19 protein-coding genes are annotated in these 17,382 nt (G+C 68.3%); 6 read left to right on the top strand and 13 right to left on the bottom strand.

Annotated elements, in window-relative coordinates:
- Window positions 1–112: 112 nt before the first annotated feature.
- Together A7E77_RS12630 and A7E77_RS12625 are read right to left on the bottom strand one after the other, a co-directional pair.
- Entirely contained in the window at window positions 113–565 is a 453-nt protein-coding gene (locus A7E77_RS12630; protein ID WP_017978263.1) for a MaoC family dehydratase, read from the bottom strand.
- Window positions 565–2,526 carry an acetyl/propionyl/methylcrotonyl-CoA carboxylase subunit alpha gene (locus tag A7E77_RS12625; protein ID WP_063688341.1) on the bottom strand — a complete coding sequence of 654 codons (1,962 nt, stop codon included), beginning with the start codon at window positions 2,524–2,526 and terminating at the stop codon, window positions 565–567. Before A7E77_RS12625 ends, A7E77_RS12630 begins: the two co-directional genes overlap by 1 nt.
- A gap of 269 nt (window positions 2,527–2,795) precedes the next feature.
- Between A7E77_RS12625 and A7E77_RS17410 the strand changes: the two genes are divergently transcribed.
- Entirely contained in the window at window positions 2,796–3,212 is a 417-nt protein-coding gene (locus tag A7E77_RS17410; RefSeq protein ID WP_078462291.1) for an endonuclease domain-containing protein, read from the top strand.
- Between the two features lie 14 nt (window positions 3,213–3,226).
- On the opposite strand, the gene A7E77_RS12615 is transcribed toward A7E77_RS17410, so the two are convergent.
- Together A7E77_RS12615 and A7E77_RS12610 are read right to left on the bottom strand one after the other, a co-directional pair.
- Window positions 3,227–4,819: a carboxyl transferase domain-containing protein gene (locus tag A7E77_RS12615; protein WP_063688339.1), complete on the bottom strand. Its 1,593-nt coding sequence runs from the start codon at window positions 4,817–4,819 to the stop codon at window positions 3,227–3,229.
- 217 nt (window positions 4,820–5,036) lie between these two features.
- Window positions 5,037–6,164 (bottom strand): isovaleryl-CoA dehydrogenase, encoded by a 1,128-nt coding sequence (locus A7E77_RS12610; RefSeq protein WP_063689945.1) that lies wholly within the window; start codon window positions 6,162–6,164, stop codon window positions 5,037–5,039.
- A 133-nt stretch (window positions 6,165–6,297) separates the two neighbouring features.
- Between A7E77_RS12610 and A7E77_RS12605 the strand changes: the two genes are divergently transcribed.
- Window positions 6,298–7,173 (top strand): LysR family transcriptional regulator, encoded by an 876-nt coding sequence (locus tag A7E77_RS12605; RefSeq protein ID WP_063688337.1) that lies wholly within the window; start codon window positions 6,298–6,300, stop codon window positions 7,171–7,173.
- A 100-nt stretch (window positions 7,174–7,273) separates the two neighbouring features.
- Complete coding sequence (locus A7E77_RS12600) at window positions 7,274–8,299, top strand: GNAT family N-acetyltransferase (protein WP_063688335.1); 1,026 nt, start codon at window positions 7,274–7,276, stop codon at window positions 8,297–8,299.
- Between the two features lie 73 nt (window positions 8,300–8,372).
- Here A7E77_RS12600 and rplS read toward each other — a convergent pair whose 3' ends face one another.
- From rplS to A7E77_RS12580, 4 genes are read right to left on the bottom strand one after another with little or no spacing between them, the layout of a single operon-like run.
- Entirely contained in the window at window positions 8,373–8,765 is a 393-nt protein-coding gene (rplS, locus tag A7E77_RS12595; RefSeq protein WP_017978256.1) for a 50S ribosomal protein L19, read from the bottom strand.
- A 4-nt stretch (window positions 8,766–8,769) separates the two neighbouring features.
- The gene (gene trmD / locus A7E77_RS12590; protein WP_063688333.1) at window positions 8,770–9,495 is read right to left on the bottom strand and encodes a tRNA (guanosine(37)-N1)-methyltransferase TrmD; all 726 of its coding nucleotides are present in this window, start codon (window positions 9,493–9,495) and stop codon (window positions 8,770–8,772) included.
- A complete protein-coding gene (locus tag A7E77_RS12585) occupies window positions 9,492–9,887 on the bottom strand; it encodes a type II toxin-antitoxin system VapC family toxin (RefSeq protein WP_063688331.1) in 396 nt (131 codons plus the stop codon). The genes trmD and A7E77_RS12585 overlap by 4 nt, the downstream gene beginning before the upstream one ends.
- Entirely contained in the window at window positions 9,880–10,152 is a 273-nt protein-coding gene (locus A7E77_RS12580) for an AbrB/MazE/SpoVT family DNA-binding domain-containing protein (RefSeq protein WP_043060014.1), read from the bottom strand. Before A7E77_RS12580 ends, A7E77_RS12585 begins: the two co-directional genes overlap by 8 nt.
- Before the next feature lie 32 nt (window positions 10,153–10,184).
- Between A7E77_RS12580 and A7E77_RS12575 the strand changes: the two genes are divergently transcribed.
- Window positions 10,185–11,132, top strand: coding sequence for an NAD(P)/FAD-dependent oxidoreductase (locus A7E77_RS12575; RefSeq protein ID WP_063688329.1), 948 nt, complete (start codon window positions 10,185–10,187; stop codon window positions 11,130–11,132).
- Between the two features lie 163 nt (window positions 11,133–11,295).
- On the opposite strand, the gene rimM is transcribed toward A7E77_RS12575, so the two are convergent.
- The 5 genes from rimM to A7E77_RS12555 all read right to left on the bottom strand — a co-directional run bounded on the left by rimM (window position 11,296) and on the right by A7E77_RS12555 (window position 15,064).
- On the bottom strand, window positions 11,296–11,808 hold the full coding sequence (gene rimM / locus A7E77_RS12570; protein ID WP_063688327.1) for a ribosome maturation factor RimM: 513 nt from the start codon (window positions 11,806–11,808) through the stop codon (window positions 11,296–11,298).
- Window positions 11,762–11,914 carry a hypothetical protein gene (locus tag A7E77_RS18040; protein ID WP_192929975.1) on the bottom strand — a complete coding sequence of 51 codons (153 nt, stop codon included), beginning with the start codon at window positions 11,912–11,914 and terminating at the stop codon, window positions 11,762–11,764. The genes rimM and A7E77_RS18040 overlap by 47 nt, the downstream gene beginning before the upstream one ends.
- 85 nt (window positions 11,915–11,999) lie before the next feature.
- On the bottom strand, window positions 12,000–12,413 hold the full coding sequence (gene rpsP, locus A7E77_RS12565; RefSeq protein ID WP_017978250.1) for a 30S ribosomal protein S16: 414 nt from the start codon (window positions 12,411–12,413) through the stop codon (window positions 12,000–12,002).
- Window positions 12,414–12,453: 40 nt separating this feature from the next.
- Window positions 12,454–13,950: a signal recognition particle protein gene (gene ffh / locus A7E77_RS12560; RefSeq protein WP_063688325.1), complete on the bottom strand. Its 1,497-nt coding sequence runs from the start codon at window positions 13,948–13,950 to the stop codon at window positions 12,454–12,456.
- A 538-nt stretch (window positions 13,951–14,488) separates the two neighbouring features.
- Complete coding sequence (locus tag A7E77_RS12555; RefSeq protein WP_413243578.1) at window positions 14,489–15,064, bottom strand: DUF924 family protein; 576 nt, start codon at window positions 15,062–15,064, stop codon at window positions 14,489–14,491.
- Between A7E77_RS12555 and mtaB the strand changes: the two genes are divergently transcribed.
- Together mtaB and ftsY are read left to right on the top strand one after the other, a co-directional pair.
- Complete coding sequence (gene mtaB / locus A7E77_RS12550) at window positions 15,063–16,301, top strand: tRNA (N(6)-L-threonylcarbamoyladenosine(37)-C(2))-methylthiotransferase MtaB (RefSeq protein ID WP_063688321.1); 1,239 nt, start codon at window positions 15,063–15,065, stop codon at window positions 16,299–16,301. The genes A7E77_RS12555 and mtaB overlap by 2 nt on opposite strands.
- Window positions 16,298–17,236 (top strand): signal recognition particle-docking protein FtsY, encoded by a 939-nt coding sequence (ftsY, locus tag A7E77_RS12545; RefSeq protein ID WP_063688319.1) that lies wholly within the window; start codon window positions 16,298–16,300, stop codon window positions 17,234–17,236. Before mtaB ends, ftsY begins: the two co-directional genes overlap by 4 nt.
- The last annotated feature ends 146 nt before the right edge of the window (window positions 17,237–17,382 follow it).

The raw sequence follows: 17,382 nt of genomic DNA, 5'->3' as shown, positions 1-17,382 counted from the left end.
TAGGTCCGGGGTCCACCGGGCCGCGGGGGCAGCGCTCGAGCCTCCAGCCCGCCCCCTCGCCGCAGAGTGGACCCCGGACCAAGTCCGGGGTGACGGGGTGGGTGGGCAGGCGTTACGCCCCCTTCCGCTTGAGCAGCGCGGTGCGGAGGCACTGGCACACCGGTTCGTCGCGCTGGTTGAGGAGGATGTGGCGGAAGGTGACGAGGCCGGCGTCGGGGCGGGACTTGCTGTCGCGCAATTCCACCACTTCGGTTTCGGCGCGGAGCGTGTCGCCGATGAACACCGGCTTGGGCATCACCAATTTGTCGTAGCCGAGGTTCGCGACCAAAGTACCGAGCGTCGTGTCGCCGACCGACAGGCCGACCATCAATGCGAAGGTGAAGGTGCCGTTGACGAGGATCTGGCCGAACTCGCTCGCCTTCGCCGCTTCGGCGTCGAGGTGGAGCGGCTGCGGATTGTGCGTCATGGTCGAGAACAGAAGATTGTCCGTCTCGGTCACGGTGCGGCGGATGTCGTGCGTCAGGCGGTCGCCGACCTGCCATTCGTCGTAGAAGCGGCCGGCCATTATTGCTCTCCCTGCGGTGCGATGCGGACGAGCAGCGTGCCTTCGGGCACCTGCGCCTCGGGCGTGGCGGTGAGGTCTGCGACCACGCCGTCGAAGGGGGCGGTGAGGCTGTGCTCCATCTTCATCGCCTCCAACGTGACGAGGCGCTGGCCCTTGGTGACGGATTGGCCGGCGGTGACGTCGACCGCGATGATGCGGCCCGGCATCGGCGACAGGATCGCGCCATCCCCTGCCCCGCCGGCCGCGGCGGCGGCGGCGCGATAGGGGGTGATTTCCCATGTCTGGCCGCCTTCGGTGACGAGGAGGCGGTCGGGGGCCACCACATCCGTTCGCCCTGAGCCTGTCGAAGGGCTGGTTTCCAAACGCGAACCGGTCGCTTGGGGGGAGCCGCCCTTCGACAGGCTCAGGGCGAACGGGGTGTGGGGTTGGCTCAGGGCGAACGGGGTGTGGGGTTGGCTGAAGTCCACCTCCACCGGCTCCCCCGCGACCGACAGCATCGCCATCTGACGCGGCGCGGCGTTGAGGCGGAAGCCCGGCACCGGTTGCGGCCCGGCGAGCGCCTGGGCGGCTTCCACCAGCACCTCTTCGCTGGGCAGCGCGGGCGGCATCAGCGCATCGCCTTCGCGGGCGATGAGGCCGGTGTCGAGGGTGGCGGCGACGAAGGCGGGGTGGTCGAGCGCCTCGACGAGGAAGCCCGCGTTGCTGCGCAGCGGCCAGACAATCGCGGCGTCGAGCGCGTCGGCGAGCGTTTCGCGCGCCTCTTCACGGGTGTCGCCATGGGCGATCACCTTGGCGATCATCGGGTCGTAATAGGGGGTGATCGTCGCGCCCTGCTCCACCCCGGTATCGACGCGCACGGTGTCGCCGAGATCGAAGGCGTCGAGGCGGCCGATGCTGGGTAGGAAGCCCTTGGCGGGATCCTCCGCGTAGAGGCGCGCTTCCATCGCGTGACCGTGGATCGCCAATTGCTCCTGACGGCAGGGTAACGGCTCGCCGCTGGCGACGCGGAGCTGCCATTCGACGAGGTCCTGGCCGGTGATCATCTCGGTCACGGGATGCTCGACCTGGAGCCGGGTGTTCATCTCCATGAACCAGATGCGGTCGGCGTTCAGGCCTTCGCTGGCGTCGGCGATGAACTCGATCGTGCCGGCGCCGACATAGTCGACCGCCTGCGCGGCGCGGACCGCGGCGGCACAGACCGCCTCGCGGGTCGCGGCGTCCATGCCGGGCGCGGGCGCTTCCTCGATCACCTTCTGGTGGCGGCGTTGGAGCGAGCAGTCGCGTTCGAACAGATGGACGACATTGCCGTGGGCATCGCCGAAGACCTGCACCTCGATATGGCGCGGGGAGAGGACGTATTTTTCGAGCAGGACGCGGTCGTCGCCGAACGAGGCCGCCGCCTCGCGCTGGCAGCTGGCGAGCGCTTCGGCGAAATCGGCGCCATCGTCGACGCGGCGCATGCCCTTGCCGCCGCCGCCCGCCACCGCCTTGATGAGGACGGGATAGCCGATCGCGTCGGCCTCGGACCGGAGGCGATCGGGCGACTGGTCTTCGCCGAGGTAGCCGGGGGTGACGGGCACGCCGGCGGCGATCATCCGCGCCTTGGCGGCGTCCTTCAGGCCCATTGCGCGGATGCTGTCGGGATTGGGACCGACCCAGATCAGGCCGGCGTCCTGCACCGCCTGCGCGAAGTCGGCATTTTCGCTCAGGAACCCGTAGCCGGGGTGGATCGCCTGTGCGCCGGTGGCCTTGGCCGCGGCGATGATGCGCTCGCCGATCAGATAGCTTTCGGCCGGGCGCGGGCCGCCGATCGCGACGGCTTCGTCGGCCTCGCGGACGTGCAGCGCGGTCGCATCGGCATCGGAATGGACCGCGATCGTGCGGATGCCGAGGCCGCGCGCGGTGCGGATGATGCGGCAGGCGATCTCGCCGCGATTGGCGATGAGCAGCGATTCGATCACGGGGCGCTCCGGGGGAAATGTTGCTGGAAGTGGAGGAAGTGGAGGGTACGTCGTGTCCCGGACACCGGGGGCTGCGAGGGCGAGAAACGTACCGGGGTGTGTGCGGCAGGGGCGAGGAGCGCGGCCATGCGCTCCCTCCATACCACAGGCGCTATCGTGTAGGACAGCGCCATCGGGCCTCCCCCTATCCTCCCCGAGCTTGTCTCGGGGAGGGGGACCATGCGAAGCATGGTGGAGGGGCGCGCGCAGCGCGAGACGGGCGACACGCGATGCTCAAGGGGACAGGAAAGGCCTATCGCCGGTCGCGTGCATTGCGCCGCGAGTTGAGTCTGCCCGAAGTCCTGTTGTGGCAGGCGCTGCGCCGCCGCTCTACCGGGTGGAAGTGGCGCAAGCAGCATCCCGCGGGTCCCTTCACGCTCGACTTCTACTGTGACGCCGCAAAGCTGTGTGTCGAGGTCGATGGCGAAGCGCATGATCGCGGGGATCGACCGGAACGCGACGTGCGTCGTGACGCCTGGCTCGCCGACCGTGGCGTGAAGACGGTACGGGTGCCGGCGGCGGCGGTGCTGCGCGATCTGGATGCGGTCGTACGTGGCATCGCCGCACGCGCGCTGGAGCGCGCGCCCCTCCACCACCGGCCTGCGGCCGGCGGTCCCCCTCCCCAAGCGGCGCTTGGGGAGGAATAGGCGGGTCCCGCCGATCACATCCGGAACACGCCGAAGCTGGGCCGCTCCGGGATGGGGGCGTTGAGGCAGGCGGCGAGGCTGAGGCCGAGGACGTCGCGGGTCTGCGCCGGATCGATGATGCCGTCGTCCCACAGGCGGGCGGTGGCGTACCAGGGGTTGCCTTCGTCTTCGTATTTGGCGCGGACGGGGGCCTTGAAGGCTTCGGCCTGGTCGGGCGTCCAGCTGTCCGCGTCGCGGTGGACGGTGGCGAGGACGCTGGCCGCCTGTTCACCGCCCATCACGCTGATCCGGCTGTTGGGCCAGGTGAACAGGAAGCGGGGCGAATAGGCGCGGCCGCACATGCCGTAATTGCCCGCGCCGAAGCTGCCGCCGATCAGGATGGTGATCTTCGGCACGCTCGCCGTGGCGACGGCGGTGACGAGCTTGGCGCCATGTTTGGCGATGCCTTCCGCCTCATACTTCCCGCCGACCATGAAGCCCGAAATGTTCTGGAGGAACAGCAGCGGGATTTTGCGCTGGCAGGCAAGCTCGATGAAATGCGCGCCCTTTTGCGCGCTTTCGCTGAACAGCACGCCGTTGTTGGCGAGGATGGCGACGGGCAGGCCGTGGATGGTGGCGAAGCCGCAGACCAGCGACGCGCCGTACAGCGCCTTAAATTCGTGGAATTCGGAAGCATCGACCAGGCGCGCGATCACCTCATGGACGTCGTACGGCGCGCGGACGTCGTCGGGGATCAGGCCGTAGAGGTCCTCCGCCGGGTAGAGCGGGGCGCGCGCCGGGGCGATCTGCGGGCCGGTCTGTTCGGGCAGCGTCGCGACGATGTCGCGGACGATCGACAGCGCATGGTCGTCGTTTTCGGCGACATGGTCGACGACGCCCGAGCGGCGGCCGTGCGTGTCGGCGCCGCCGAGGTCTTCGGCGCTGATGACCTCTCCGGTCGCGGCCTTCACCAGCGGCGGGCCGGCGAGGAAGATCGTGCCCTGGCCGCGGACGATGATCGTCTCGTCGGACATGGCGGGGACATAGGCACCGCCCGCGGTGCAGCTGCCCATGACGCAGGCGATCTGCGGGATGCCGAGCGCCGACATGTTCGCCTGGTTGAAAAAGATGCGGCCGAAGTGATCGCGGTCGGGAAAGACCTCTGCCTGGTGCGGCAGGTTGGCGCCGCCGCTGTCGACCAGGTAGATGCACGGCAGGCGGTTTTCCTGCGCGATCTCCTGTGCGCGGAGGTGCTTCTTCACGGTCAACGGGAAGTAGGTGCCGCCCTTCACCGTCGCGTCGTTGCACACGATCATCACCTGTCGGCCCGAGACGCGGCCGATGCCGGCGATCATGCCCGCGCCGGGGACGTCATCGTCGTAGAGGCCGTAGGCGGCGAGCTGGCCGATTTCGAGGTAGGCGCTGCCGGGATCGAGCAGGCGTTCGACGCGATTGCGGGGGAGCAGCTTGCCGCGGGCGGTGTGGCGCTCGCGGGATTTCGCGTTGCCGCCGAGGCCGGCCTTGGCGACGTCGGCGCGCAGGCGGTCGGCGAGCGCGCGGTTGTGCGCGGCGTTGCGGGCGAAGGCTTCGCCATCGCGGGCGACGGTGGTGGGGAGCGTGGGGCCCATCAGATCCTCCCCAAGCTTGCTTGGGGAGGGGGCGTGTGAGCGAGATCGTGTCCCCCGGACACGATCTTGGCTTGCTGGGAGCAAGCCAAAGCTCCCACGCCGCGTAGCGGTGGTGGAGAGGCGGTGCGAAGCACCGGCTGCGCCGGCCCCTCCACCACCGGTCTGCGACCGGCGGTCCCCCTCCCCGCGCTGCGCGCAGGGAGGAATTGGTAGGCCCTCACTGCGCCACCTTCGGCGCGGCGCCGATGAGTTCGCGGCCGATGAGCATGCGGCGGATTTCGTTGGTGCCGGCGCCGATGTCGAGCAGCTTGGCGTCGCGCAGGAAGCGTTCGACCGGCCAGTCCTTGGTATAGCCGGCGCCGCCCAGCGCCTGGATCGCCTCGAGCGCGACCTTCACCGCATTTTCGCTCGCCAGCAGGATCGCGCCGGCGGCATCGAAGCGGGTGGTCTTGCCGGCGTCGCAGCTCTTGGCGACGGCATAGACATAGGCGCGGGCCGAGTTGAGCGCGACGTACATGTCGGCGATCTTGCCCTGCATCAGCTGGAACTGGCCGATCGGCTGGCCGAATTGCTTGCGGTCGCGCACGAAGGGCACGACGACGTCGAGGCACGCCTGCATGATGCCGAGCTGGATGCCGGCGAGCACCGCGCGCTCGTAATCGAGGCCGCTCATCAGCACGCCGACGCCACCGTTGAGCGGCCCCATGATCTGTTCGGCGGACACGTAGCAATCGTCGAACACGAGTTCCGCGGTCGGCGAGCCGCGCATGCCCATCTTATCGATCTTCTGACCGATGCTGAAGCCGGGCATGTCCTTTTCGATCAGGAAGGCGGTGATGCCGCGCGACCCCTCACCCGTCTTCGCATAGACGACGAGCGTGTCGGCGTAGGCCGCGTTGGTGATCCAGAATTTGGTGCCGTTGAGGACGTAGCCGTCTCCTCGCGCCTCGGCACGCAGCTTCATCGAGACGACGTCGCTGCCCGCGCCCGCTTCGGACATGGCGAGGCTGCCGACGTGTTCGCCGCTGATGAGCTTGGGCAGGTATTTCGCCTTCTGCTCCGCGTTCGCCCAGCGGCGGATCTGGTTGATGCAGAGGTTCGAATGCGCGCCATAGCTGAGGCCGATCGACGCCGATGCGCGGCTGACTTCCTCCACCGCGACGACATGTTCGAGATAGCCGAGGCCGAGGCCGCCGTCGGCTTCCTCGACGGTGATGCCGTGCAGGCCGAGCTCGCCCATCGCGGTCCACAGCTCGTCCCGAGGGAACCAGTCGTCGGCGTCGATCTTGGCGGCGAGCGGCGCGATCCGGTCGGTGGCAAAGCGCTGCGTCGAGTCGCGGATCATGTCCGCGGCCTCGCCGAGGGCGAAATCGAAATCGGGTGTCACATCCGCTCCTTATGTCTTTGCGCCCCTGCTACCACAGGCACGGGCGGCAGGGAAAATCGACAGCGGACGCGGCGACGTATAGATGACATCTATGATCGACCGCTATCTGATCCGCTATTGCCTCGGCGTCGTCGATCAGGGTAGCTTTTCCGCGGCCGCGGCCAGCGCGCGGGTGACGCAGCCGACGCTGTCGGCGGGGATCGCCAAGCTGGAGGCATTGCTCGGCCAGCAACTGTTCGACCGCAGCGGGCGGCGGGTGCGGCTGACCGAAGCGGGGACGCGCTTCGTCGATCATGCCCGGCGGATCGAGGCGGAGTTCGCCGCCGCCGAACGCGCGGTGCAGGCGACGCCGCCGCATCGGCTGATCCGCATCGGCGTGGCACCCACCGTCTCCACCATCGCGCTGGGCGAGGCGCTCGCTGCGGCGCGGGCCGCGGCGCCGGACGAGCGGATCGAGATCGTCGAAGGGCGGACGAGCGAGTTGCAGGGCAAGCTGGACCACGGCCGCATCGACGCGCTGCTCGGCCCCGGCGTGGCGCGCGATGCGGATGACGTGCGGTTGTTCGAGGAGGGCTATGGCGTGGCGATGGCGGTGACGCACCCCCTCGCCCACCGCGCCAGTGTGACCGCGGAGGATATCGCCGGCGAGACGATGATCGTGCGACGTCAATGCGAGGCATTGCCGCTGGTCAGCCGCTTCTTCACCGCGCGCGGCGTCCGCCCGTTCATGGCGGCGCGGACGGTGAGCGACGATCGCGCGGGCGCTTATGTCGCCGCGGGGCTGGGCATTACGGTGATGCCGTACAGCCTGCGCACGCCGGGCGTGGCGATGCCCGCGCTGGCAGGGTTCGAGCTGACGCGGGTGGTGGGCGTACGCGTGCCGGTCGCGGCGCGGGCGCGGCTGGCGCCCAGCGGGGCATGGCAGGCGTTCGTGGCGGGGATGAGGCACGACACGGTGCCCGCCTGACGCAAACGGCGGGTCGTCTGGTCTTGGTGTCAGGTCACCCCTCCCCTTGCCAATTGCCTCGATCCAGGCATTCTATAGCCGGCTATAGAATGGAGGCGTTATGGACGGCGTGGTGGAGGGCAATCCGCATCTGTTTCTGGGTAGCCGGTTGAAGCGGCTGGGCGACCGGATGCAGGCGGATGCGGCGGCCTTTACCGGGCAGGCGGGCCTGTCGGTGCCGCCAGGGCTGTTTTCGGTGCTGGCGACGCTGGATGCGCAGATCGAGCTCAGCGTCGGCGCGCTCGCCAGCGCGCTGGGCGTTACCCAGCCTTCGATGACCAAGGCCGTGACGAAGCTGGCGGATGCCGGCCTGGTGGCGGTGTCTCGGCCGGCCGCGGACCGGCGGCAGGCCATCGTTGCGCTGACCGAGACGGGGATACATGCGGTGGCGGTGGGGCGCCGATCGATCTGGCCGATGGTGGACGCTGCCGTGCAGGAGGTCACGCACGATCTGCCGGGCAGTTTCATCGCGCAGATCGCCGAGATCGAGCGCCGTCTGGACGCCCGATCGATCAGCGAGCGGGCATCCAGCAAGATCGCGGTGGACTTGCAGCCGGCCACCGACGACGCATTGCCCGCGATCGCCGCGCTGCTGAACCGGGCCTATCGCGGTGCGGACAGCGGCGCCGGCTGGAACAGCGAGGCCGCGCTGATCGATGGCGACCGCACCACGGTAGCGCTGCTGCACCAGGAGCGGTCGGACTATCCCGACGCCACATTGCTCGTCTGGCGGTTCGGCGAGGCCATACAGGGGTGCGTATGGCTGAAGCCTGAGGGCGATGGCGATGGCGATGGCGATTGGTATCTTGGGTCGCTGGCCGTCGATCCGCGGCTTCAGAATGGCGGCGCGGGCCGGCGGCTGCTGGCGGCCGCGGAGGCATGGGCCCGGGCGCGCGGGGGCACCCGCATCCGCATGACCGTCGTCCACGTCCGAGACACGCTGATCGCCTGGTATGCGCGGCGCGGCTATCGCCCGACCGGTGACACCGAACCGTTCCCCTATGCCGACGAACGCTTCGGCCGACCCAAGCGCCCCGACCTGCATTTCATCGTGCTGACCAAATCGCTGGCAGAGGAGCGCGGGTAGCCGCGTCGGTCGCGCACAAAAAAAGGCGCGGGAATTGCTCCCCGCGCCCTTCCATGTCTCGCGACGCGGCGGATTACTCCGCGGCGGCGGTGCCCTTCGCGGGGCGCGTGTCGCGGCGTTCGGCGATACGCGCCGACTTGCCGGTGCGGCCACGCAGATAATAGAGCTTCGCGCGACGCACGGCGCCCTTGCGGACGACGTCGATCGAATCGATGTTCGGCGAATACAGCGGGAAGACGCGCTCGACGCCCTCGCCGAAGCTGATCTTGCGGACGGTGAACGACGAGCCCATGCCCTTGTTCGAACGCGCGATGCACACGCCTTCGTAGTTCTGGACGCGGGTACGCTCGCCTTCGACGACCTTCACGCCGACCTTCAGCGTATCGCCGGGACGGAATTCGGGGATCGCGCGCTTGGCGGTCAGCTTTTCGATCTGCTCGGCTTCGAGCTGCTGAATGAGGTTCATGACTTCAGTCCTTACGTCGCCGCGCGCCAGAGGGAGGTTGGACCCGAGCGCCCTCATGGCGCTCCCAAAGGTCCGGCCTCCGTAGCCGTGTATCGACCTCTGCCTGGTGTTGCCGCCAGGCCGCGATCTTCGCATGATCCCCCGATCGCAGCACTTCGGGGATCGTGCGCCCTTCCCATTCATAGGGGCGGGTATATTGCGGATATTCGAGCAGCCCCGTTTCGAAGCTCTCGTCATCCCCGCTGGAAGGCGCGCCCATTACGCCGGGACGCAGCCGAATGCAAGCGTCGAGCAGCACCAGCGCCCCCATCTCGCCGCCCGACAGAATGTAGTCGCCGATCGAGACCTGTTCGATCGCGCGGCCTTCGAACAGGCGTTCGTCGAAACCTTCGAACCGGCCGCACAGAATGATGACGCCGGGGCCGTTCGCGAGGGCGCGGACGCGGCTCTGGGTGAGCGGCGCGCCGCGCGGGGTCATGGCGAGGATCGGGCGACCGTCCGCGACGCGGTCCACCGCCGCCGCCAGCACGTCGGCGCGCAGCACCATGCCGGCGCCGCCGCCCGCCGGCGTGTCGTCGACGGAGCGATGCTTGTCGGTGGCGAAGTCGCGGATCTGGACGGGATCGCAGGTCCAGCCCCCTTCCCGCAGCGCGCGCCCGGCGAGGGATACGCCCAACGGGCCGGGGAACATCTCCGGGTAGAGGGTGAGGACGGTGGCGGTGAAGGTCATTGAACCCAGTTTTCCACCATGAGACCGGGGATGTCGTTGTAGTCGGTCTCGTTGTTGGTGACGACCGTCAGCCCCAGCGCCAAGGCGTGGGCGCCGATCAGGCGGTCGAAGCGGGCGCGGCGAAACGGCACATGCTGATAGGCTTCGGCCGCCATGCCCTCGAATGGCAATACGGTACACACATCGAAAAAGGCGCGAGCAGCCGCCATGGCGCGATCGTCTGCAGGATCGACGCCACGCAGCACTTCGGCATAGGCGATCGCCGAGGTGGCGATCTCGCCCAGCGCGCATTGCTCCGCGCGGGTGCGTGCCGTGGCAGACAACCCCTCGAGCAAATAGATGCAGATATTCGAGTCGAGCAGGTAGCGCGGCTGAACCCTTGCTTCAGTCACGGCGCAGCAGCTTTCCTTCCCAGTCCAACTCCCGCGGCTCCATCAGCCGGTCGTTGCGATCGATCGGCTTCAGCCCCGGACACGAGCCGTAGATGCCGGTGAGGTCGATCTTTTTCGGGACGACCGGCGCGGGTTCGACGATGAAACTGCCCCGCTCCTCGCGCAGCAGCATCTCGTCGCCTTCCTTCAGGCCGAGCGCCTTGGGCAGGCGCAGCGCGACCGAATTGCCCGATTTGAACACCTTGGCGCGATATTCGTTACCCATGCCATGCCTCCGTATAGACGGAATGTATATACATGACGGATGTGGGGCAAGGCGACGGTTCAGGGGACGACGGCGTGGACGATTGCATCATCATCGGCGCGGGGCCGGCCGGGCTGACCGCGGCGATCTATCTGGCGCGCTTTCACCTTTCCATCCGGCTGTTCGACAGCGGATCGAGCCGTGCGGCGATGATCCCGTGTACGCGCAACCACGCCGGCTATCCCGAGGGGATTGCGGGCAAGGAGCTGCTACGGCTGATGCGCGAGCAGGCCGAGAAATACGGCGCGTATCGCGAGGAGAAGAAGGTCACCGCGATCGAGCCGGAGGGCGACGACTTCCGCATCGTCACCGACGATGGCGACTTTCGCGCGCGCACCGTGCTGCTGGCGACGGGAGTGGTCAACCATCGGCCCAATATCCTGCCCGAGGTGCACGACCCGGCGCTGGAGCGCGGGCTGATGCGCTATTGCCCGATCTGCGACGGCTATGAGGTGACGGACAAGCGTGTGGGCGTGATCGGCACCGGCGACCATGGCATGCGCGAGGCGCTGTTCCTGCGCGGCTACACGCGCGACGTGACGCTGATCGCACCGGAGGCGGAACACGCGCTGGATGCGGCCTGCGCGGCGAAGCTGGACGGGGCGGGGATCGTGCGCATCGACGGGCCGTGCGGCGGCTGGGCGATCGAGGGCGACCGGATCGCGCTGGATACCGCGGGCGGGCGGATGGCGTTCGACAGCGTCTATCCGGCGCTGGGGTCGCGGATTCGGTCGCACCTGGCGATCGCGGCGGGGGCGCGGGCAAGCGACGAGGGGTGCCTGGAGGTGGACGACCATCAGCGTACCAGCGTACCCGGGCTGTTCGCGGCAGGTGATGTGGTGAAGGGGCTGGACCAGATCAGCCATGCGATGGGCGAAGCGGGCGTTGCCGCGACGACGATCCGGAATTTGCTGGCGGAGCGTGGGCGGTTGTGGCGGTGAGGTGATGGGGCGGTTTCGCGACCACCCCCACGCCGTCACCCCGGACTTGGTCCGGGGTCCACTCCGCGGCGAGGGGAACGGCCGGAGGTTCTAACACCCCCCCCGTGGCCCGGTGGACCCCGGAACAAGTCCGGGGTGACGGAGTGGGTGGGATAGCGGTCGCTTATTCCACGAAGTCGGCGTTTACTGTCAGCGCGTCGGCGCTCCAATCCGGAACGGCGTCGGCGTTCATGGGGATCATGAAGCGCTTGCCGTTGGCGCGTTCGATTTCGAGCACGTCGCCCGCACCGAAATTCTCGACGAGCACGACGCGGCCCAAGTCCTCGCCTGTCGTCGACACGGCAGCCAGGCCGATGAGATCGGCGTGATAATATTCGCCCTCCCCCAGCGGCGGCAGCGCCGAGCGGGGGACGGTGAGTTCGGTGCCGCGCAAGGCCTCGGCGGCGTTGCGATCGGTGACTTCGGCGAAGCGTGCGATCAGGCCGTTGTTGCCGGACTGCGTCGACTTTAGCGTCAAGGCGCCGCCGTTGAAGCTCTTATAGGTGCCGAAATCCTCGGCGAAGACCTTGAGCCGCACCTGGCCGTTGACGCCATGCGCGCCGATGACGACCGCTAGGACAACGGGCGCGTCAGCCTTGGTCGAGTGATCCGTCGGTGCCTGCTGGGGCATCGTCATCCCCTTCTGCGGGATCGGTAGCGGAAACGCCCTCGTTGGGCGCGTTCACCGCAGCGTCCTCGAACGTCTCGTCGGGCGCGGTGCGGGGATCGGGATCGATGACCATGATGCGTGAACCTCCTCGGGTAAGGACGGCTCAACGCACCAGTTTCACCTTCGATGCCTGCGCATCGGAGGGTCGGCCTCGAAGCTTACGCCTCGGTGGTCTCTTCGGCCGGAGCCTCTTCCGCCGGGGCGGCGGCAGCGGCGGCGGCCGCTTCTTCCTGCGCCTTCAGCTTCTCGGCACGCTCTTCGGCGCGCTCGGTGGCCTTTTCGCCCGGCTTGCCCTTGTTCGGGTTGTTGCGCGCCGCGCGCTCACGCACGCCGGCCTGGTCGAGGAAGCGGGCGACGCGGTCGGTCGGCTGCGCGCCGTTCGACAGCCAGTATTTGGCGCGCTCGGCGTCGAGGACGATTCGGTTCTCGGCGTCCTTGGCGAGCAGCGGGTTGTAGTTGCCGATCTTCTCGATGAACTTGCCGTCGCGGGGGCTGCGCGCGTCGGCGACGACGATGCGGTAATACGGACGCTTCTTGGAGCCGCCGCGCGACAGACGAATGCTGAGTGCCATGGTAGTTAGTCCTTCGTTCTAATGCAGTTACGGTGTTCTGTTATTTTTTCTTGAGAAGATTCTCGAAGCCGGGGGGCAGCTTGGGCATGCCGTCCTGACCGCCGCCGAGGCCGGGCAGGCCCTTGGGGAGCCCCCCGCCCGCCTTGTCCATCATCTCGCCGAGGCCAGCACCGCCGAGCGCGTTGCCGAGGCCGCCCATGCCGCCCTTGCCGAGCATCGCCATCATGCCCTTCAGCCCGCCCATCTTTTTGATCTTCTTCATGGCGGTGGACATTTCCTGGTGCATCTTGAGGAGCTTGTTCACCTCCTGCACCGTCGTGCCCGATCCCTTGGCGATGCGGATCTTGCGCTTGGCGTTGATGAGTTCGGGCTTGGAGCGCTCCTTCACGGTCATCGAGCCGATCATCGCATCCATGTGGATCAGCACCTTGTCGCCGCCCGCCTGCGCGAGCGCGCCCTGCGCCTTCTTCATGCCCGGCATCATGCCGGCAAGCGCACCGAGGCCGCCCATGCGGCGCATCTGCGCCAGCTGGCCGCGCAGGTCGTTCATGTCGAACTGACCCTTGGCGAGCCGCGCGGTCATCCGCTCGGCGTCTTCCTGCTGGATCGATTCCGCGGCGCGCTCGACGAGGCTGACGACGTCGCCCATGCCGAGGATGCGGCCGGCGACGCGCGACGGGTGGAACGCTTCGAGCGCATCCATCTTTTCGCCGGTGCCGGCGAACTTGATCGGCTTGCCGGTGACGGCGCGCATCGACAGCGCCGCACCGCCGCGCGCATCGCCGTCCATGCGGGTCAGCACGACGCCGGTCAGCGGCACCTGTTCGGAGAAGTTGGTCGCGACGTTGACCGCGTCCTGGCCGGTCAGGCTGTCGACGACGAGCAGGATTTCCTGCGGGGTCGCGATGTCGGCGACCGCCTTCATCTCGTCCATCAGCGCCTGGTCGACGTGCAGACGACCGGCGGTGTCGAGCATCAGCACGTCGAAGCCTTGCAGCTTCGCGGACTGGAGCGCGCGGCGGGCGATGTCGACCGGCTGCTGGCCGGAGACAATCGGCAGCGTCGCGACGTCGATCTGCTTGCCGAGGGTCGCCAGCTGTTCCTGCGCCGCCGGGCGATTAACGTCGAGCGACGCCATCAGCACCTTCTTGCGGTCGCGGCCCGACAGGCGCTTGGCGATCTTGGCGGTGCTGGTCGTCTTGCCCGAGCCTTGCAGGCCGACCATCATCACGACCGCGGGCGGCGTGACCGACAGGTTCAGCTCGCTCTCGTCCGCGCCGAGCATCTCGACCAGCGCGTCGTTGACGATCTTGACGACCTGCTGCCCCGGCGTGACCGAGCGCAGGACGTTCTGGCCGACCGCTTCCTCGGTGACCTTGTCGACGAACTGGCGGGCGACCGGCAGCGCGACGTCGGCCTCGAGCAGCGCGACGCGCACTTCGCGCATCGCCGTCCGCACATCGGCCTCGGTGAGCGCGCCACGGCCGCGGAGGCGGTCGAATACGCCGCCAAGCCGGTCGCTCAGACTGTCGAACATCGCCTCAAATCCTCATCATACCACACAACGCAAAAGACGCCGGCGGGCGAAACCTCGCCGGCCAGCGTGCACCCGTGGGCGCTCTATCGATCGCATTCCGTGGTGGAACGTGGGTGGGCGTGTAGGGGAAATGGGGTGTGGTGGCAAGGGGTGGGGTTTGGGTGTGGCCTATGCGCTCGGTCGCCTCGGATTATTCGCGTGCGTTGGAGGGGAAGCGGGACCCCGGCTCAAGGCCGGGGTGACGAGGGGTGTGGCGGGGTGCCGCTGCCCCACAATCCACGTCATTCCCGCGGAGGCGGGAATCCATAACCCATGCCGTCGGCGATGGAAACGTGAGGTTTGCCAGTCTGGATTCCCGCCTTCGCGGGAATGACGGGCTTTCTTGGCGGGGGCTTGCCCTACCCCTCGTCATCCCGGCGCACGCCGGGATCCACGGTTGCGACGCATTCCAAACGGGTGCGCAACGCTGGCCTTGCCGCGTCCATGGATCCCGGCGTGCGCCGGGATGACGAATGAGGGGCCGGTGCCGAAAGGAAACCTACCAACCCGCATCCGGCTGCGCGAGATACGCCTGTTCCGCTTCGGTCGACTCCCGCCCCAGCGCGGGGTTGCGGCTGGGAAAGCGGCCGTATTGGGCGATCACGTCGCGGTGGTCCTTGGCGAAGGCGATGTTCTCCGCCAGCCCCAGGTCCTCGAACTTCTCGACCGACAGGTTCTGCAGGCCGAGGTTCTCCGCGTGCATCAGCGGCATGTACAGGAACACGCGCCGCTCCGGGGGAAAGCGCCCTTCCCAGCCCTTGGCGATCGCCTCCAGCGTCAGCTCGACGGCGAGATCGTCCGCCGCGAACGCCTGCGCCGTGTCGCGATGGATATTGCGGGAGAATTGGTCGAGCAGGATGATCGCGGCGAGCAAGGCGTCGGGGTCGTCGCGCCACCCCTCCGCATCGCCGCGCAGCAGGCCGTCGCGCATCGCGCCGAAGCGGTCGGCGATCTGCCGGTCGAGGCCATCGTCCTTGGCGAAATGCTGTTCCTGGGTCAGGCCGAACCAGAAGTCCAATACCGCGGCCGCCATGTCATGGACTTGGGCGCCGTCCCTCACTAGATCGCGCGTCATGTCTGCTCCCGCGCCAGAGGTCATCTCCCTCGGCTGCCGTCTCAACATCGCCGAGAGCGAAACGATCCGTGCCCTGCTGGCGGGGCGCGATACCGTGGTCGTCAATTCCTGCGCGGTCACCAATGCGGCGGTGAAGGCGAGCCGGCAGGCGGTGCGGCGGGCACGGCGCGACCGGCCGGATGCGGAGATCGTCGTCACCGGCTGCGCGGCGCAGATCGACCCCGCCGGCTTCGCCGCGATGGCGGAGGTGGACCGGGTGATCGGCAATGGCGAAAAGCTGAACCCCGCCGCCTGGGCGAGCCTGGAACCCGTCGTCGTCGGCGATATCATGGCGCTGCGCGAGACGGCCCCTCACCTCGCCGCGAGCTTCACCGGCCATGCGCGCGCGTTCGTCGAGGTGCAGAATGGTTGCGACCATCGCTGCACCTTCTGCGCCATCCCCTTCGGCCGCGGGCCCAGCCGGTCGGTGCCCGCGGGCGCGGTGGTGGAGCGGATCGCGGGCCTGGTCGATGCGGGGCATCATGAGGTGGTGCTGACGGGCGTCGACCTGACGAGCTATGGCCACGACCTGCCCGGCGCGCCGACGCTGGGGCTGCTGGTCGAGCGCATCCTGCGGCATGTGCCGGCGCTCGCGCGGCTGCGGCTGTCGTCGCTCGATTCGATCGAAATCGACGAACGGCTGTTCGAGCTGGTGACGGGCGAGCCGCGGGTGATGCCGCACCTGCATCTGTCGTTCCAGGCGGGCAGCGACATGATCCTGAAGCGGATGAAGCGGCGGCATTCGCGGGCACAGTCCGTGGATATGGTCGCGCGACTGAAGGCGGCACGTCCCGAGATCGCGATCGGCGCGGACTTGATCGCGGGTTTCCCGACCGAGGACGAGACCATGTTCGCCGACACGCTGGCGCTGATCGACGACGCCGATATCGTCCATGGCCATATCTTCCCCTATTCCCCGCGCGCCGGCACCCCCGCCGCCCGTATGCCGCAGGTCGCGCCCTCCGCGATCAAGGACCGCGCCGAACGGCTGCGCGCGAGCGCCGGCCGGCGCCGGGCGGCCTGGCTTGCGGGCCTCACCGGCAGCGTGCAGGACGTGCTGGTCGAACGGCCGGGAACCCGCGGCCACGCCGGCAATTTCGCCGAGGTGCTGCTGGACGCTCCCGCCGAACCGGGAACGATCGTGTCCGCCCGCATCACCGCTGCAACCGACACCCATCTGCTAGGTACTATTTCATGAGCACCACCCCCTCCTGGCACGAACGCCTGCTCGGCGGTTTCAAGAAGACGTCCGACCGGCTGGTCGGCAACCTCGCCGGCCTCGGCGGCGCGCGGCTGGACGATGCGACGCTGGACGAGGTGGAGGAGGCGCTGATCGCGTCCGACCTCGGCCCCGATACCGCAGGCAAGATCCGCGCGCGGCTGGCCGCGGGCACGTTCGAGCGCAACATGGAGGAGCTGGGCATCCGCCTGGTCGTCGCCGAAGAGGTGGAAAAGGCGCTCGCCAAGGTCGCCAAGCCGATCGAGATCGAAGCCTTCCCGCGGCCGCAGGTGATCCTGGTGATCGGCGTCAACGGATCGGGCAAGACGACGACGATCGCCAAGCTCGCGCATCTGCTGATGGAGCAGGATTACGGCGTGATGCTGGCGGCGGGCGACACGTTCCGCGCCGCCGCGATCGGCCAGCTCGCCACCTGGGCGGAGCGGGTCGGCGTGCCGATCGTCACCGGGCCGGAGGGCGGCGATGCTGCGGGCGTGGTGTGGGATGCGGTGAAGAAGGCGACCGAGACGGGCATCGACGTGCTGATCGTCGACACGGCCGGCCGCCTGCAGAACAAGCGCGAGCTGATGGACGAGCTGGCGAAAATCCGCCGTGTGCTGGGGCGGATCAACCCGGCCTCACCGCATGACGTCGTGCTCGTGCTGGATGCGACGACGGGGCAGAATGCGCTGTCGCAGATCGAAGTGTTCAAGGAGGTGGCGGGTGTTACCGGCCTCGTGATGACGAAACTCGACGGCACAGCGCGTGGCGGCGTGCTGGTCGCGGCGGCGGAGAAATACGGCCTGCCGATCCATGCGATCGGGGTGGGCGAAGGGATGACCGACTTGCGCCCGTTCGATGCGAACGAGGTGGCGCGGATCATTGCCGGTGTCGATGCGGGGGGGCGGAAGTGAGCGTTTTACCCTACCATCGTCATTCCCGCGCAGGCGGGAATCCAGATTGGCGAACGTCAGCGATGGAGCTGCAAGGCCAGCCCGTCTGGATTCCCGCCTTCGCGGGAATGACGGCGTGGGGGTCGGTGACGTCGCCTGCACTCCGT

It is taken from the genome of Sphingomonas sp. NIC1 (genome assembly GCF_001638925.1).
Classification (GTDB): Bacteria; Pseudomonadota; Alphaproteobacteria; order Sphingomonadales; family Sphingomonadaceae; genus Sphingomonas; species Sphingomonas aquatilis.
This window is presented reverse-complemented; position numbering and strand designations above follow the sequence as displayed.

Bases quoted from the DNA above. Each gene is read 5' to 3' on its own strand.
- A7E77_RS12630 (WP_017978263.1), bottom strand. From the start codon at position 565: ATGGCCGGCCGCTTCTACGACGAATGGCAGGTCGGCGACCGCCTGACG.
- A7E77_RS17410 (WP_078462291.1), top strand. From the start codon at position 2,796: ATGCTCAAGGGGACAGGAAAGGCCTATCGCCGGTCGCGTGCATTGCGC.
- A7E77_RS12615 (WP_063688339.1), bottom strand. From the start codon at position 4,819: ATGGGCCCCACGCTCCCCACCACCGTCGCCCGCGATGGCGAAGCCTTC.
- A7E77_RS12610 (WP_063689945.1), bottom strand. From the start codon at position 6,164: ATGATCCGCGACTCGACGCAGCGCTTTGCCACCGACCGGATCGCGCCG.
- A7E77_RS12605 (WP_063688337.1), top strand. From the start codon at position 6,298: ATGATCGACCGCTATCTGATCCGCTATTGCCTCGGCGTCGTCGATCAG.
- A7E77_RS12600 (WP_063688335.1), top strand. From the start codon at position 7,274: ATGGACGGCGTGGTGGAGGGCAATCCGCATCTGTTTCTGGGTAGCCGG.
- rplS (WP_017978256.1), bottom strand. From the start codon at position 8,765: ATGAACCTCATTCAGCAGCTCGAAGCCGAGCAGATCGAAAAGCTGACC.
- trmD (WP_063688333.1), bottom strand. From the start codon at position 9,495: ATGACCTTCACCGCCACCGTCCTCACCCTCTACCCGGAGATGTTCCCC.
- A7E77_RS12580 (WP_043060014.1), bottom strand. From the start codon at position 10,152: ATGGGTAACGAATATCGCGCCAAGGTGTTCAAATCGGGCAATTCGGTC.
- A7E77_RS12575 (WP_063688329.1), top strand. From the start codon at position 10,185: ATGACGGATGTGGGGCAAGGCGACGGTTCAGGGGACGACGGCGTGGAC.
- rimM (WP_063688327.1), bottom strand. From the start codon at position 11,808: ATGACGATGCCCCAGCAGGCACCGACGGATCACTCGACCAAGGCTGAC.
- A7E77_RS18040 (WP_192929975.1), bottom strand. From the start codon at position 11,914: ATGGTCATCGATCCCGATCCCCGCACCGCGCCCGACGAGACGTTCGAG.
- rpsP (WP_017978250.1), bottom strand. From the start codon at position 12,413: ATGGCACTCAGCATTCGTCTGTCGCGCGGCGGCTCCAAGAAGCGTCCG.
- ffh (WP_063688325.1), bottom strand. From the start codon at position 13,950: ATGTTCGACAGTCTGAGCGACCGGCTTGGCGGCGTATTCGACCGCCTC.
- mtaB (WP_063688321.1), top strand. From the start codon at position 15,063: ATGTCTGCTCCCGCGCCAGAGGTCATCTCCCTCGGCTGCCGTCTCAAC.
- A7E77_RS12555 (WP_413243578.1), bottom strand. From the start codon at position 15,064: ATGACGCGCGATCTAGTGAGGGACGGCGCCCAAGTCCATGACATGGCG.
- ftsY (WP_063688319.1), top strand. From the start codon at position 16,298: ATGAGCACCACCCCCTCCTGGCACGAACGCCTGCTCGGCGGTTTCAAG.